Raw genomic sequence first — 15,005 nt, forward strand, 5'->3', positions numbered from 1 at the left:
TGCAATTTTGGATCAAAATTGGCTTAATGCCATAACGTTAAACAGTGTCGACACGGCGGATAAACAGCGCCGTGCCTTCACCTTATTTACCATGGCTTTTTTTGCCATCGTATTAATCACTTCGTTAGTGTTATCTAACTATCAAATTTACGCCTTGCCGCTCACTATTATGTTAGTGGTGAGCGATGTCACTATTGTGCTTTGCATGGTGTATTACTTTCGCACCGGCGCGTTGGTGTCTATTAGTTGCATTATCTTATCGATTATCTTGCTGCTTTGTGTGGCCTTGGTGTACACCGGCGGCAAAGAAAACACCGCTTTATATTGGCTTATGTTTTACCCCATTGTGGCTTATGTCACCTTAGGGTTAAAAGTAGGCAGTGTGTTGGTTGGGATTATGTACGCTAGTGCAGTTGCACTGCTTTTTAGCCCTAATTTTGGCCAAGCACATTACGGGCAAGTTGAAACCTCGCGCTTTTTAGCATCATTTAGTTTAGTGATTTTATTCTCTGCAATTAGTGAATACTTCAGACAAAAAAGCCATCAAAAAATTGCTGACATCACTTTGATAGAAAAACGCGATGCATTGACTGACCCACTAACAGGCCTTGCCAATCGTCGTTACATTTATGAGCATATTCAACCGCGCCTTGAAGCTGAAGCGGCAAACTACTTACCTATGTCGGTATTATTAATTGATTTAGACAACTTTAAATCACTTAATGACAGTTATGGTCATGATTTTGGCGATCAGGCTTTAATAGCCTTTACCTCTATGCTGCACGATAAATTACGTGGCACAGATATAAAAGCCCGTTATGGCGGTGAAGAGTTTATTATTTTGCTGCCAAAAGCAGGGCTTAACATTGCCCATGCAGTGGCTGAAAAACTGCGTAGTTATGTCGCCGAAAAACAGATCCCTTATGATGTGGGGCAGTCTGTGACTATTACGTGTAGTATTGGCATTGCTAGCCTCGAACGAGGCAGCCAATTTAGTAAAGCGATTAAACAAGCAGACGACAACCTCTATAAAGCCAAAGCAAAAGGGCGTAATGTAGTGGTCTCTGATCTAACTGAGATAAGCTAAATGGCAAAGCTAATTTATGTATACGACCCAATGTGTAGTTGGTGTTGGGGCTACAGAGAAACCTGGTTAAAACTAAAAGCGGCCCTTGGCGATAAACTGGCTATTGAATATAAAGTGGGTGGCCTCGCGCCTGATTCAGATGAGCCTATGCCAAAAGAGATGCAGCAGTTTTTACAGCAAACATGGCAGCGTATTGAACAGCAACTTGACACGCCATTTAATCATGAGTTTTGGCATTTAGCGCAACCACGCCGCTCTACTTATCCAGCATGCCGTGCAGTGCTTGTTTCAAGGCAGTACAATAAAGAGCACGAGATGCTCTATGCCATTCAAAAAGCCTACTACTTAAATGCACAAAATCCATCGGACATCAGCACCCTTGCAAGCCTTGCTGAGCAAATTGGCTTAGAAAAAAACGCATTTATTCACGAAATTGAAAGTGAAAAAATAAATTCGTTACTCATGGCCGAAATAAACCAAGCGAGAAGCTTACCTATTCAAGGTTTTCCGTCTTTAGTCCTTGAAAATAAAGGGCTCTACGCTGCTATCCCGGTTAATTATCAAGACTGGCAAAGCACTTATCAGCAAATAACATCCCATATTTAGTTCCTGAAACCCTGCAACTTTTGCCTTATCTTTGCGCAATATAAACTAATTGTTACAGCTGTCATATTTTTGTATTTTTTGCGCAACATGCTTGTCATTTTTCATCGTTATCCTTTCGCACAATAAAACAACCCAACTAGCAAATTAAGCTAACTTAACGAGTAAAGGTGTATGCGATGAAAGGCGTTAAACCACTGATTTTAGCAGGTATTGTAGCGGCATCTGCAGCAGTACATGCAAACGATCTAGATAAAGTAATTGATAAAAGCAGCGAGATAAACAAATCTGCAGCGCAATCACAAACTAAAATCGACAAGATTGCAGATTCAATGCAAGGTCGTTTACAACAATTCAAAGCCCTTAATAAAGAAATTGACGGCTTAACTGTTTATAACGCGCAACTTACTAAGCAATTAAACAACCAAATTGCTGAAATGGACGCGTTAAACGAGTCAATGGATCAGGTATCGGTTATCGAGCGTCAAATTACGCCGTTAATGATGCGTATGATCACAGGTCTTGAGCAATTCGTTGCACTAGACGTGCCTTTCTTAACTGAAGAACGTAGCAAGCGTATTGCATCATTAAAAGAAATGATGGACCGCGCAGACATCACTTCAAGTGAAAAATTCCGCCGCTTACTTGAAGCTTACCAAGTAGAAGTTGATTACGGTCGCACTATCGAAGCTTACACATCATTACTGAATGTAGATGGCCAAGAGCGCGAAGTGGATTTCTTACGCATCGGTCGTTTAGAACTTATTTATTTAACACGCGACGGCAAAAAAGCAGGTAGCTGGGATAAAGAAACAAAATCGTTTGTTGAATTACCAGATTCTGCAATCAGCCAAATCAACAAAGGTTTACGCATTGCACGTAAGCAACTTGCCCCAGATATGTTAACACTGCCAGTCCACGCTGCTGAATAAGAGGTTTGAGATGAAATTATTAACGAAAATGACAAAAATGGCCGTGTTTGCAGCTGGCCTTGGTTTTGCTGGTAGCAGCCTAGCGGCTGAGCCAATGGATTTAGATTCATTACTAAAAACATTAGAGCAAGGTAAAGCACAGCAAAGCATTGAGAATAAGCAACGTGAGCAAGAGTTCGTGGCGCGTCAAAACGAACAAGTACAAATGCTTAAAGATACGCAAGCAAAGCGTGCTGCAATGCTTAACGAGTCTGAGCGTTTAGAAACTCAGTTTGAAGAGAACGAAGTAAAGCTTGCTAACTTAACAGACACGCTTTCAAACCGTATGGGTTCACTTAAAGAGCTATTCGGTGTGTTACAACAAGTAGCGGGCGATTCAAGCAACAAATTCATGACGTCAGTTGTTTCTGCTGAGCTTCCAGGTCGTAGTAACTTCATGGATGAGCTAGCACAAAAAATGGGTTCAACGTCAAAGCTTGCTTCTATCGATGATATCGAAAAAGTATGGTTTGAATTACAACGCGAAATGACTGAGCAAGGTAAAGTATCTCGCTTTACAACAGATGTTATTGTTGAAGGTGGCAGCAAAGCACAAAAAGAAGTGGTGCGTGTTGGTGCATTTAACTTAATCGCAGATGGTAAATACCTAGAGTACACACCGGCTACGAACACAATCAGCCAGCTTACGCGTCAGCCAAGCAGCCGTTACACTGCAACTGCGACTGACTTACAACAAACAAAATCAGGTGTTGTGCAGTTCGCGCTTGACCCTACAGGTGGTTCAATTTTAGGTCTTTTAGTACAAGCACCAGATACTGAAGAGCAAGTTCACCAAGGCGGTACAGTAGGTTACATCATCTTAGGTGTTGGCTTAATCGCTTTACTAATCGCACTTGAGCGTTTTGTATCTCTGATGATTATGGGTAGCAAAATCCGTCGTCAGCTTAAAGACACCGTGGCACGTGATGACAACCCACTTGGTCGCGTAATGAAAGTGAAAGATCAGTACCCAGATGTAGCGTACGACACGCTTGAGCTTAAATTAAGCGAAGCAATCATTCGTGAAATGCCAAAAATTACTCGTAACCTGACGCTAATCAAGATTATCTCTGTGGTAGCACCGCTACTTGGTCTACTAGGTACGGTAACCGGTATGATTAACACCTTCCAAGCAATTACCTTGTTCGGTACAGGTGACCCTAAATTAATGGCGGGTGGTATTTCTCAGGCACTTGTAACAACGGTACTTGGTCTGGTTGTGGCTATCCCAACAGTATTCTTATACACACTTCTTAACACGCGCTCTAAAAACATGCTGTTGATTTTACAAGAGCAAAGCGCAGGTATCATCGCAGAGCGAAGCGAGAAAGGAGCATAAATCATGGTGCTATTGATTGATGCAATCAATGCTCTACGTGATTTCCTCGACACAGGTGGCCAAGTTCTCTTGGTCATCGGGGTCCTCATCTTCGCGATGTGGTTATTGATACTTGAGCGTTTTATGTATTTCTTTGGTGGCTTTAAACGCTACAAGAAAGACGTAAAAAGCACTTGGAGCAATAGAGCAGAGCGTAACAGCTGGAACGCAGAGCAAATTCGCCAAGCGATGATTTCACGCGCTGGCATGCAACTAAATAATAACCTTGCGCTAATCAACGTAATGGTTGCGTTATGTCCACTTTTAGGTCTGTTAGGTACCGTAACCGGCATGATCGAAGTATTTGATGTAATGGCAATCACAGGCACAGGCAGTGCACGTTCGATGGCATCAGGGGTGTCTAAAGCCACTATCCCAACAATGGCCGGTATGGTGGGTGCACTTTCAGGGGTTTTCGCCTCAACGTTCTTACAACGTCGTGCAAAACGCGAAGTGCAATTACTTGAAGACAACATGGTCTTAGACCACTAAACGAATTTTAGGGTGATGTGAGCATCACCCACTAGGAGACTAACAATGAGAGCGCCACTAGGTAACTTATTTCAAGAAGACGACGCAGAAGAAATCAACATGACGCCAATGCTAGACGTTGTTTTCATCATGCTTATCTTCTTTATCGTAACAGCATCATTCGTAAAAGAAGCCGGTATTGATGTAAACCGTCCTGAAGCGGCAACGGCAGTGAAAAAAGAGCGTGCCAACATCTTAGTTGCTATTTCTGACAAAGGTGAAATTTGGATCAACAAACGCCAAGTAGATATTCGTGCAGTACAAGCAAATATTGAGCGCTTAAAAGCTGAAAACCCACAAGGTAGCGTGGTGATTCAAGCTGATAAGAAAGCCACAACCGATGTACTTATCAAAGTAATGGATGCATCGCGTGCTGCAGGCGCATTTGATGTGTCGATTGCTGCGCAAGAAGCATCATAAGGAATGTGAGCGATGCGTTATATAGTTGCATTAATCATCGCGGGTATCGTGACTGTCATGCTGTTTTTAGGCATGCAGGCACTGATCACCGGTGGTGAAGGGGCCATGTCTGAGCCCGTAAAAGGAAACGTACTTGATTTTGTTCGTCTGAAAAAAGAAGAGACAGTGCAAAAGAAAGAACGTAAACCGCAAAAGCCACCAACGCCGAAAGAGCCACCTCCGCCAATGGAATCACCGCAAATGCAAAACAGTGATCCTAACGCGAGCAATGCGAACTTTGACTTTGGTGCCAGTGTTGAAGCCGATGTTAACTTAGCCGGTGGTTTAGCCCTTGAATCAAGTGACGGTGAATACCTACCGATTGTAAAGGTAGCGCCTGTTTATCCGCGCCGAGCTTTATCGCGTGGTATCGAAGGCTATGTGATAGTTGAGTTTACAGTAACTAAACAAGGCACAGTACGTGACCCGAAAGTAGTGAAAGCTGAACCAGAATCACTGTTTGACCGCGCTGCGATGGATGCAGCACTTAAATTTAAATATAAACCGCGCGTTGTTAACGGTGAAGCTGTTGAAGTAGCGGGCGTACAGAACAAAATTTCTTTCCAAATTAACGGTTAGAAAAGAGGAATGCGATTATGAAACCTTTAAAAGTTGCCGTGATTTGCGCGGCTGCTTTCACAAGCAGCCTGGTAATTCCAAGCGTTGTTAGCATGTTACCAGGTGTCACACTGGCAACAGCTTACGCTGAAGAACAAAAAACCAAACGTGTACCTGCACTGCGTGAAAAAGTGTATAGCCAATTAGCACGAGCACAAAAGTTAGCTGATGATGGTGATGCAAAAGCAGGATTAGCAGCCCTTGATAGTATTCAAGAGCGTTCTTCAAGCATGAACTCCTATGAAATTGCCATGATGCATAATTTCTACGGTTTTATTTACTACAACGAAAACGACTTAGATAAAGCAATTGCGTCGTTTGAAAAAGTAGTAAACGAAGATGCGATTCCAGAGACATTACGTGTAAGCACCACCTTTAGCTTAGCGCAACTTGCAATGGCTAATAGCGATTACGAAAAGGTAATCAAATATTTAGCGCAGTGGGATGTGATTAACGACAAGCCTAAAACAGATGCTTATTACGTATTAAAATCACAAGCGTATTATCAGCTTAAAGATTACCAAAAAGGCATTGAAAACATTAACCTTGCTATCGCAGAAGCCGACAGCAAAGGTGAAATGCCAAAAGAAAACTGGTTAATCTTACAGCGTGCTATGTACTACTCACTTAACCAGTCTGACAAAGTGGTCGAGGTACTTGAGCGTTTAGTTAAGCTTTACAACAAGCCTGAGTACTGGGTTCAGTTAGGTGGCATGTACGGTGAAACGGGCGCAGAGAAAAAGCAATTAGCGATTTTAGAAGCGGCATATCAACAAGGTTTCATGAAATCTAAATCAGATTTACGTCAATTATCACAAGTGTATTTATACAACGGCCTGGCTTTTAAAGCGGCGAACGTGATGAGTAAAGCAATGCAAGACGGTGTCGCTGAAAAATCAGCGAAAAACTATGCCTTTGTTGCAGAAGCGATGGTACAAGCAAAAGAGGGTGAAAAGTCACTTCCTTACTTTGCAAAAGCCGCTGATTTAGTTACGCATGGTCAGTACGAACAACGTATTGCAGAGGTAAGCATTAACCTTGAAAAATACGAAGAAGCAGCTGATGCAGCACGTAAAGCCCTAGATAAAGGCGGCTTAGAGTTTGAATCAAATGTGTATGTTGCCTTAGGTATGGCGCAGTACAATTTACAAAATTTTGATGCCTCGATTTTAGCGTTTGAGCAAGCGGAAAAACACAAAAAGTCACAGCGTTTAGCTGAGCAATGGATCAAGTATGTGAAGCGTGAAAAAGTGCACGCCGAAACATTACGTACCGCTTTACTCTAAATCGTATTCAACAGGTAAGCGTACAAAAGAACTAATTTATAATCGCAACACCAAAGCTGCCTTCGGGCGGCTTTTTTCCGTTCCTAAAATTAACTAACTTACTCTTTTTTAAATAATTAATATTGTCATTTTATGTTTATTAAAGTGTAACTAGTTTGTCATACAGCTCCCGTAAGGTAGTCGCAGTTTAAAACTCAAGTGACCCAAAAGCATTATTTTGCAGTGCTTTTTCGGTGACTTGAGTTTATGCGCTAACACAATAATTAAATATCTATCTTAACGGAGTGAACAATGAAATTATCTGGCTTATTCAAGGTTAGTCTTGTAGCTACAGCAATCTCACTAGCAGGTTGTGGTGGTGGTGATATCAACATCAACGTAGAAGAAACAGTTGAGCAACCAACTACACCTACTAACCCAACTACACCACCAACAACTGAAGAGTTACCGGGTGTATACAGCCAAAGTCTTTCGAACGAAGTGTCTGCTGCATTAGGTCGTGATGTGACAGTACAAGTTCTTTCAGGCGTAATCACTGAAAATACAACATTATCAACAGACGCATTTTGGGCGCTTGATGGTGCTGTATTCGTTGGTAACGATAAAGCAGACAGTGCAACGTTAACAATTGAAGCGGGTGCGGTAGTATTCGGTAACAGCGGTTCTGATTACCTAGTTGTTAGCCGTGACTCTAAAATTGAAGCTACAGGTACTAAAAACGACCCTATCATCTTTACTTCTAAGCAAGACGTAGTTGGTGAAGAAACATCTGCAGGCCAATGGGGCGGTATGGTGCTTCTTGGTAACGGTATCTCTAATAAGTGTCCTGCTGAAGGCGATTGTGCTCTTCAAGTTGAAGGTGTTGAATCTGGTGCTGTATTCGGCGGTACAGACAATACAGATAGTTCAGGTACTTTAAAGTACGTTGTTGTTAAAAATGCTGGTTATGAAATTGCCCCAGATAATGAACTAAATGGTATTACATTTGGTGCTGTTGGTTCTGGTACAACGGTTGAGTACTTACAAGTTCACAACAACTCAGATGATGGTGTTGAATTCTTCGGTGGTGCGGTAAATCTGAAGCACGTTGTATTAACAAGCATCGACGACGATAGCATCGACTGGGACAATGGTTACCAAGGTAAAATGCAATTCGTTTACGTTGAACAAGATCCAGATTCAACAGATGCAAACCGTGGTATCGAAGCAGATAACGACGGTAGCACACCTTCTAAAGAACCAAAATCATTACCAATCATCTCTAACTTAACAATCATCGGCAACAACTTCGACGGTGAAGACGATGCTGAGGGTATCTACCTTCGTGAAGGTACAGGTTTACACCTTTACAACTCTGTGATCACTGGTTCTGACGAAATGGGTGAGTGTTTAGAAATTGAAGGTGCTGAAGACGGTGTAAGCGAAACAGTTAATAACGCTAACGATGGTACTATCTTAATTCAAAACACTTTCATGTCGTGTACTAATGGCGAAAACTTCAAAAACCCAGTTGATGGTAGCGGCAATTCATTACTAGAGCTTGAAACGTGGTTTACAGCACAATCTGGTAACGTAATCAATGATAAGCCAATGCTTGGTGCAAACGGTCAACCAATTGCAGGTTCTCCATTACTAGGCGCGGGCCAAGATGTAGCAAATACTGTTGATGCGTTCTTCGATACAGTTGACTTTGTTGGTGCACTGAATGATTCAGATGACTGGCGTGAAGGTTGGGCATTTGGTTACGGTGGCGGTGAAGTAACTGCGCCACCAGCAGTAGCAGGTTGTCCATCAGGTACAACGTCAATTTCTCCAGTTGATGGCAGCACAACAACATGTGAAGTGTCTGGTCGTATCACCGCTGATTTAACTCTTACTGCGGGTAACTACTACGCATTAAGCGGCGCAGTATTTGTAGGTGAAGATAATGCAGATTCAGCTACTTTAACAATCGAGCCAGGCGTAACAGTATATGGCCGTACAGGTGATGATTACTTAGTAATTAGCCGTGGTTCAAAAATTAATGCTAACGGTACTAAAGATGAGCCAATCTCGTTCACTTCAAGCCAAGATGTAATGGGTGGTACTACAGCCGCTGGTCAATGGGGTGGTTTAGTACTTCTTGGTAACGCACCATCAAACAAGTGTCCAGCAGAAGGTGATTGTGCACTTCAAGTTGAAGGTGTTGAGTCAGGTGCGGTGTTCGGTGGTACTGATACAACGGATAACTCAGGTACATTGCGTTATGTTCGTGTGATGAATGGTGGTTACGAAATCGCACCAGATAACGAATTAAACGGTATCACGTTTGGTGGTGTTGGTTCTGGTACTACTGTTGAGTATGTGCAAGTTCACCAAAATGCGGATGACGGTGTTGAGTTCTTCGGTGGTAACGTACAAGCGAAGTACTTAGTACTAACAAGCATTCAAGATGACAGCATCGACTGGGACAATGGTTTCCAAGGTAAAATGCAGCACATTCTTGTTAAGCAAGCAGCTGATAACTCAGACGCGAACCGTGGTATTGAAGCAGACAACGATGGTTCTACACCGTCTAAAACACCTAAGTCAAACCCAACAATTGCTAACTTAACAATCATCGGTAATACCTTTGATGGTGAAGATGACTCAGAAGGTATGTACTTCCGTGAAGGTACGGGTGCGCAAATCTATAACGCAATCGTAACGGGCCCTGAAGGTATGGGCGAATGTCTAGAGATTGAAGGTGCTGCTTCAGGTGAAAGTGAAACAGTTAAGAATGCTCAAGATGGTACCTTAATGATTAAATCATCAGTGATTGCATGTTCTGAAAACTTCAAAGACCCAAGTGGTGTAGATTTCAGTGTTGAAAACTGGTGGACAAACACATTAGGTAACTTAGTTGCTACAGGCCAAACGCAAGTTGTAAATGGTATTTTCACTATCGATACAACAACAGCGACAGACGTTAAAGCAATCGACGGTTTCTTCGATACAACAACGCACATTGGTGCAGTATCTGCTGATAACAACTGGACTGAAGGTTGGACAGTAGGTCTGGAATAACACAGTAAGCGAGGTGCTAAACAACGTGTTTAGCACCTTTAAACAACTTTCTGTAACTTATTTCAGATAGAGGTAAACATGAAACAATATTCAAAACAGTTCAGCTTAACAGCACTAAGCGCAGCTATCTTATGCGGATTGAGTGTCTCAGCACACGCAGCTGAAGCAGACGAAGAAGCTGTTCTTGAAGAAGTTGTTGTAAGTGCAAGTCGTTTAAAAGGCACTGCAACAGCTGTTCTAGAAGAGCGTAAACAGCAAGCATTCGTTGCTGATATTATGGGCGCAGAGCAAATTTCACGTAGTGGTGATAGTGACGCTGCTGCAGCGCTACGCCGTGTAACAGGTTTAACACTTGTTGATGGTAAGTTTATTTATGTACGTGGTCTAGGTGAACGATATTCAAGTACACAGTTAAATAATTCTGCTGTACCAAGCCCAGATCCAACGCGTTCTGTATTACCACTGGATTTATTTCCATCAGGTATTATCGAAAGCTTATCAGTACAAAAGTCATATTCACCGTCAATGCCAGCATCTTTTGGTGGTGGTAACGTTGATATTCGCTTGAAATCAATTCCTGATCAGTTTGTATTTGATGTGACGGGTCAGCTTGGTTATAACACGAATAACTTTGATGATGGTCTTGAATACAACGGTGGTTCGGATGACTGGTACGGTGTTGACGATGGCACACGCGAAATTCCGCGTCCTATCCTTGATGTATACCAAAGTGGTCAATCGCTTGATGATTTAACACCTGAGCAAAGCCGTGCTTTAGCACTGTCGTTAAATCGCGATTATGATCCAAAATCAGCAAAGGTTGATCCAAATACAAAGTTCACTGCCACGTTAGGTAACAGCTTTGAATCTGATAAATGGCGCTACGGTTTCTTATCGTCGCTTAGCTACGATAATAAGCACGTTGTTTCAGATGAGTATCAAGGTCAAGGTTTCTTGATTGGTGAAAACTCAACAACCATGATCCGTGGTTATGACCAAGTACTAAGTACAGAACACACGGTTAAGACATCAGGAATGGTTACGGTTGGTGTTGAGTATGACAAAGCGCATAAAATTGACTACACGGCTTTAATCTTACGCGATACTGAAGATAAAATTTCAGACCGTTTAGGTATTGACCAAAACAACAATACCTCTGATAACAAGCGTGTACGCTCGTACGATGTTCGTTATGAAGAACGTGAACTGATTGTTAATCAATTAAAAGGTATGCATACCTTTGAATGGTTAAATTATGCTGGCCTCGATTGGAAGTATTCAATTGGTCGCTCAAATCGTTACGCACCAGGTAATATGGAAACGCGTTTTATTGTTACTGATGCTAACGAAGATGGGTTTTACGATACAGTTAACGAAAGCGCACTAACGAATGCAACAACAGCTGCACGTTACACTTTCCAAGATTTGGATGATGAAGTAGAGAACTACGGTTTTAACTTTACGTTGCCTATCATGCTAGATGGCGTGGATGTTGAGCTTAAATCAGGTGCTGACTTTATCTCTAAAGAGCGCTCAGCAACTAACCGTCGTTTTGATATCAATACACGTGCATTCTCAGATGTTGACTTAAACGGAAATGAGTTAAACACCATTTTATCTGATGATGTACTTACAAACGCGTCACTAACGCAGCCAATCTTAAACGACACAACGGTATCAGGCGATGACTATAAGTCAGCGCAAAAAGTGGATGCATACTACTTCGAAGCTGATTTCTTCTTCAATAACACATGGCGTATTACAGGTGGTTTACGTTGGGAAGATTTCCGTCAAGTATCTGTTCCGCTTGACCCATTCACTGGTGGCCTTGCATCTTCAATCGATTATGATGAGTTAGATCAGCTCGCATTCCGTGAAGATGACGTTTATAGCGCACTTGCATTAACTTATGTACAAAGTGACGAAACGCAATGGCGCTTAAGCTATGGTGAAACTGTTGTTCGCCCAGATTTACGTGAGATTTCTGATGCAACTTACATCGATCCGCTTACTGAATACCCTGTAGGTGGTACGCCAGGTCTCCGTACAACCCAAATCAAAAACTATGATTTCCGCTGGGAAAACTATTTTGATACGGGCGAGAACTTCTCTGTTGGTGTGTTCTATAAAGACATGGTTGACCCAATTGAGTCTGTTCAATCACCTGCACAAGATGGTCCACCTCTGGTACGTATTGCTAATGCAGAAGATGGCTATGTTGCGGGTGTTGAATTTGAATACTTGAAAGATTTCGCTTTCTTAGGTGGATTCTGGCAAGACGTATTCATGACTGGTAACGTGACTTTAAGTGACTCAGAAATCAACATGGACCGTCAGGCGATTGTTGAACAAACAGGGGTTTCTGCAGCGGTTACAAATACAACACGTCGCATGACGGGTCACTCAAAATATGTTGTAAACATGCAGTTAGGCTATGACGCACCTAGTGGGCAACATGCTTCAACGCTAATCTATAACGTATTTGGTGAGCGAATTATAATTCCTGGCATTGAAGGTCAAGAAGATTGGATGGAGCAACCTTTCCACTCTCTAGACTTTAACTACACCTATTTCCCTGATTTCAACTCAAGCTTGAAGTTTAAAGTGACGAATATCTTGGGCGCAAAATCTGAAATAGAGTCAGCGGGTACCTTAACTCGCTCTAAAGAGAAAGGCACTGAGTTCTCAATTGAGTACAAATATCAGTTTTAAATCTCTGACCAAGGAAGGATACAATAATAAATCCTAACGTTGATTCAGCCCTGCACTAGCAGGGCTTTTTTGTCTATAAACCATTGCGTGTTATGGTAGTTCAACGTGTTTAAACAGGGATTAAAAATGGACTTACGGTTAATTATAAATGGTAAAAAAGCGGCTGATGAGCAGCTTCGTGATGCCATTGGTCAATTTCGAACTAGTCAGCCACTGGCGGTGCGTGTTACCTATGAAGGCGGTGACATTGAGCGCTTTATCAATGAAGCCGTCGCAGAAGGTGTAAAACGTATTGTCGTAGCTGGTGGCGATGGCACCGTTAATGAAGCCGTTAATGCATTAATGAAACTAGAAAAGTCACAACGTTTAGAGCTTGCAATTTTACCTATGGGCACAGCAAATGATTTTGCTACAGCCGCTAATATTCCTCACGGGTACTTGCCAGCGCTTAAACTTGCCGCACAGGGTCAGCCGCATGCAATTGATACGGTAGAGGTTGATAAGCGTTATTTTGTGAACGTAGCCAGTGCTGGCTTTGGGGCAAAAATTACCGCAACCACACCGCCTGCACTGAAAAACTTACTCGGTGGTGGCGCGTATACCTTGGCAGGGCTTGTACAAGCGCTAAGTTTTGTGCCTTACAGTGGCGAGTTAACGCTGCCTGATGGTGAACGAACTTCGGGCGATATTATTGCCGCTGCCGTGTGTAATGGACGCCAAGCGGGTGGCGGTCAGCCCCTTGCGCCCCATGCGTACATAAATGATGGCTTGGTTGATTTAGTGGCGTTTACCTCATTTGCAATTTCAGATGTACCAGCGGTTATCGAAGAGCTCAGCAATTACCCTAACTCATCACAACAGTGGGTAAAACGCTTTCAAGTGCCTTGGCTTGAATGGCAAACACAAACAGAAATGCCAATAAACTTAGATGGCGAGCCAATCACCTCAAAGCAACAACGTTTTGAAGTGCATGCTGGTGCGCTAAACTTAGTGCTACCAGACGCATGTCCAATGCTAAGATGAAAAATTTTGATGTTACTCGGTTAGCGCTGGTTTTGCTTGGGCCGCAATGCTAGATTACTTCTGTAAAAATTAAACTCTCACGCAATGGACTTTAATTTTTAACAGTTTAGGTAATTGGAATGAATCAAACAGTGGAACAAACAATGAAAAAAGTAGGATTAGTCGGTTGGCGGGGCATGGTTGGCTCTGTGTTATTAGAACGTATGCAGCAAGAAAATGATTTTTCTAATATCGACACGACTTTTTTCACCACCTCACAAACCGGTCAATTAGGTCCTGATCTTGCGGGTCCTGCTAAACCGCTTTTAGATGCCAATGATATCGCTGAGCTTGCGAAGATGGATATTGTTGTTACTTGCCAAGGCGGTGACTATACCAAAGCCGTTTACCCGCAATTACGTGAATCAGGTTGGCAAGGTTACTGGATTGATGCGGCATCGGCACTGCGTATGAGTGACGACAGTATTATTGTGCTAGATCCGGTAAATAAAGACGTTATCAGTGCGGGTTTAGAGCAAGGTGTTAAAACCTATGTGGGCGGTAACTGTACCGTATCACTGATGCTATTAGCACTAGGCGGTTTATTTGAGCAAGACTTGATTGAATGGGTAAGCCCAATGACATATCAAGCGGCGTCTGGTGCAGGCGCTCGCAACATGAAAGAGTTAATTGCGCAAATGGGTGCAATTCACGAAACTGTTGCTGACAAACTTGCAGATCCAAATGCTGCGATTCTTGAGATTGATAAGTTAGTCACCGAAAAAATTGCCTCAAGCGATTTACCACAAGACCAGTTTGGTGTGCCTCTAGCAGGTAGCCTTATTCCTTGGATTGATGTACCAATGCCAAGCGGTCAAAGTAAAGAAGAGTGGAAAGCGCAAGTTGAAGCGAACAAAATTTTAGGCAGCAGCGAACAACCTATCCCTGTTGATGGCTTATGTGTTCGCATTGGCGCAATGCGTTGTCACTCACAAGCAATGACAATTAAACTGCGCAAAGACATTAGCGTTGAGCAAATTGAAGAAATTCTTGCTTCTCACAATGAGTGGGTCAAAGTGATCCCGAATGATCGTGGCATTACATCAACTGATTTAACACCTGTAAAAGTAACCGGCACACTGTCTATTCCGGTAGGTCGTATTCGCAAATTAGCGATGGGTCCAGAATATATCAGTGCGTTTACAGTAGGTGACCAACTGCTATGGGGGGCTGCTGAGCCACTTCGTCGTATGTTACGCATTATTGTTGATGGTCAACATTAATCATACAACTCAATATTAAGGCTAGCAGTT

12 protein-coding genes are annotated in these 15,005 nt (G+C 42.6%); all 12 read left to right on the top strand.

Annotated elements, in window-relative coordinates; genetic code table 11:
• The first annotated feature begins 7 nt into the window (after positions 1-7).
• The 12 genes from C2M25_RS19105 (at position 8) to asd (ending at position 14,975) form a co-directional block, all read left to right on the top strand.
• Positions 8-1,087, top strand: coding sequence for a diguanylate cyclase (locus C2M25_RS19105; protein WP_234003614.1), 1,080 nt, complete (start codon positions 8-10; stop codon positions 1,085-1,087).
• A complete protein-coding gene (locus tag C2M25_RS19110) occupies positions 1,088-1,693 on the top strand; it encodes a DsbA family protein (protein ID WP_105181895.1) in 606 nt (201 codons plus the stop codon). It begins immediately after the preceding gene.
• Between the two features lie 176 nt (positions 1,694-1,869).
• On the top strand, positions 1,870-2,622 hold the full coding sequence (locus C2M25_RS19115; RefSeq protein ID WP_054552068.1) for a DUF3450 domain-containing protein: 753 nt from the start codon (positions 1,870-1,872) through the stop codon (positions 2,620-2,622).
• Between the two features lie 10 nt (positions 2,623-2,632).
• Positions 2,633-4,000, top strand: a complete 1,368-nt coding sequence (locus C2M25_RS19120) for a MotA/TolQ/ExbB proton channel family protein (RefSeq protein ID WP_105181896.1) — start codon at positions 2,633-2,635, stop codon at positions 3,998-4,000.
• Between the two features lie 3 nt (positions 4,001-4,003).
• A complete protein-coding gene (locus C2M25_RS19125) occupies positions 4,004-4,531 on the top strand; it encodes a MotA/TolQ/ExbB proton channel family protein (protein WP_054552070.1) in 528 nt (175 codons plus the stop codon).
• 45 nt (positions 4,532-4,576) lie between these two features.
• Positions 4,577-4,990 carry an ExbD/TolR family protein gene (locus C2M25_RS19130; protein WP_063707380.1) on the top strand — a complete coding sequence of 138 codons (414 nt, stop codon included), beginning with the start codon at positions 4,577-4,579 and terminating at the stop codon, positions 4,988-4,990.
• 12 nt (positions 4,991-5,002) lie between these two features.
• On the top strand, positions 5,003-5,608 hold the full coding sequence (locus C2M25_RS19135; RefSeq protein ID WP_062568031.1) for an energy transducer TonB: 606 nt from the start codon (positions 5,003-5,005) through the stop codon (positions 5,606-5,608).
• A gap of 17 nt (positions 5,609-5,625) precedes the next feature.
• On the top strand, positions 5,626-6,933 hold the full coding sequence (locus tag C2M25_RS19140) for a tetratricopeptide repeat protein (RefSeq protein WP_105173473.1): 1,308 nt from the start codon (positions 5,626-5,628) through the stop codon (positions 6,931-6,933).
• A 291-nt stretch (positions 6,934-7,224) separates the two neighbouring features.
• The gene (locus tag C2M25_RS19145) at positions 7,225-9,978 is read left to right on the top strand and encodes a hypothetical protein (RefSeq protein WP_105181897.1); all 2,754 of its coding nucleotides are present in this window, start codon (positions 7,225-7,227) and stop codon (positions 9,976-9,978) included.
• 78 nt (positions 9,979-10,056) lie between these two features.
• Complete coding sequence (locus tag C2M25_RS19150; RefSeq protein ID WP_063707375.1) at positions 10,057-12,690, top strand: TonB-dependent receptor domain-containing protein; 2,634 nt, start codon at positions 10,057-10,059, stop codon at positions 12,688-12,690.
• 126 nt (positions 12,691-12,816) lie between these two features.
• Entirely contained in the window at positions 12,817-13,713 is an 897-nt protein-coding gene (gene yegS, locus C2M25_RS19155; RefSeq protein WP_105181898.1) for a lipid kinase YegS, read from the top strand.
• 119 nt (positions 13,714-13,832) lie between these two features.
• Positions 13,833-14,975, top strand: coding sequence for an aspartate-semialdehyde dehydrogenase (gene asd, locus C2M25_RS19160; protein WP_063707371.1), 1,143 nt, complete (start codon positions 13,833-13,835; stop codon positions 14,973-14,975).
• Positions 14,976-15,005 lie beyond the last annotated feature (30 nt).

Source organism: Pseudoalteromonas sp. T1lg21 (assembly GCF_002964625.1).
GTDB lineage: Bacteria > Pseudomonadota > Gammaproteobacteria > Enterobacterales > Alteromonadaceae > Pseudoalteromonas > Pseudoalteromonas gelatinilytica.